This window comes from Mesorhizobium sp. M7A.F.Ca.CA.002.09.1.1 (assembly GCF_003998555.1).
Lineage (GTDB): Bacteria > Pseudomonadota > Alphaproteobacteria > Rhizobiales > Rhizobiaceae > Mesorhizobium > Mesorhizobium ciceri.
In genome coordinates, this window is sequence record NZ_RZRR01001201.1 from 1 (window position 1) to 1,336 (window position 1,336).

Annotated in this window: 1 pseudogene; it reads left to right on the forward strand. The window is 70.1% G+C overall.

From position 1 onward, the window contains the following. Positions 1-1,336: pseudogene (locus tag EN994_RS31775) on the forward strand (chromosome segregation protein SMC); the annotation flags it as partial.

Here is a 1,336-nt window from a genome sequence, read left to right on the forward strand (position 1 = left end):
AGGCGGCACTCAATTCGGAAAATGCTGGTGCCGCCGAGCGCGAGGCCACCACCCGCGCGGCTTTCGAACAAGCGGCATCTACGCTTTCACAAAGCGAAGCCAAACTCGCCGCGCTGACTGCCGAGCGGGCCGAGGCTGCCGCCTCGCGCAACCAGATCGAACGGACGCTGCGCGATACCGCCGAGCGCCGCGACCGCTTCGCGCGTCAGCTTGCCGATGTCGACCGGGAATTGTCGGAGATACTCTCCAAGGTCGCTGGCCTGCCCGATCCGGCCGAGAAGCGGGTGCTGGTCGAACAGGCCATGGCGCTGCTGGAGGAGGCCGAGGCTGCCGTGTCCGAGGCCGAGCAGTCGGTCATCGATGCCCGCGCTGCCGAAAGCGCTGCCCGGCCACCGCTTCAGGATGCCAGGGCCGAGCTGGCAAGGATCGAAACCGAAGCGCGCACGCTGGCAAAAATCCTCAATGCCGCCAGCGGCGATCTCTTCCCGGCCGTGCTGGAGCAGATCAGCGTCGATCGCGGTTTCGAAACGGCGCTGGGTGCAGCCCTTGGCGAAGACCTCGACGTGCCGCTCGACCGCAGCGCGCCGGTGCATTGGGGCGAAGGCGCGATCCAACCCGGCGACGCGGCTCTGCCGGAAGGCGTGAAGAGCCTGGCCAGCGTGGTCCACGCGCCGGCACAGCTCGCCCGCCGCCTGGCGCAGATCGGTATCGTCGATGCCGCCGGCGATGGCCGCCGGTTGCAGCCGCTGCTTGCTCCCGGCCAGCGGCTGGTCAGCCGCGAGGGCGCGCTGTGGCGCTGGGACGGCTTTACCGCCAGTGCCGACGCGCCGACCGCCGCGGCGCAACGGCTGGCGCAGAAGAACCGGCTGGCTGAGCTCGATGCCGAGGCGATACAGGCGACGCTCGTCCTGCGCCAGGCCGAGGAGGCGCTGGGAGAGGCCGAACAGGCGCTCCGCCTGGCAAGCGAGGCCGAGCGCAACACGCGCCAGGCCGGTCGTGACGCACAGCATCGGCTGGACGCCGCCCGCAATGCACTGGCTGAGGCCGAGAGGGCCGGCGGCGAATTGCAGAGCCGGCGCGCAGCACTCGATGAAGCGCGCGCCCGCATCGTCGACAGCCATGAGGAGATTTCGGCCGCCTTCGCCGAGGCGGAAATGCTGCTGCAGGACGCGCCCGATCTTGGCGATCTGCAATTGCAGCTCGAACAGTCCTCGGCCAATGTCGCCCGCGACCGCGCCGCGCTTGCCGATGCGCGTGCGGTGCATGAGGGGCTGCGCCGCGAAGCCGAGGCGCGCGCGCGCCGGCTCGATGCCATTGGCGCCGAACGCAGCAATTG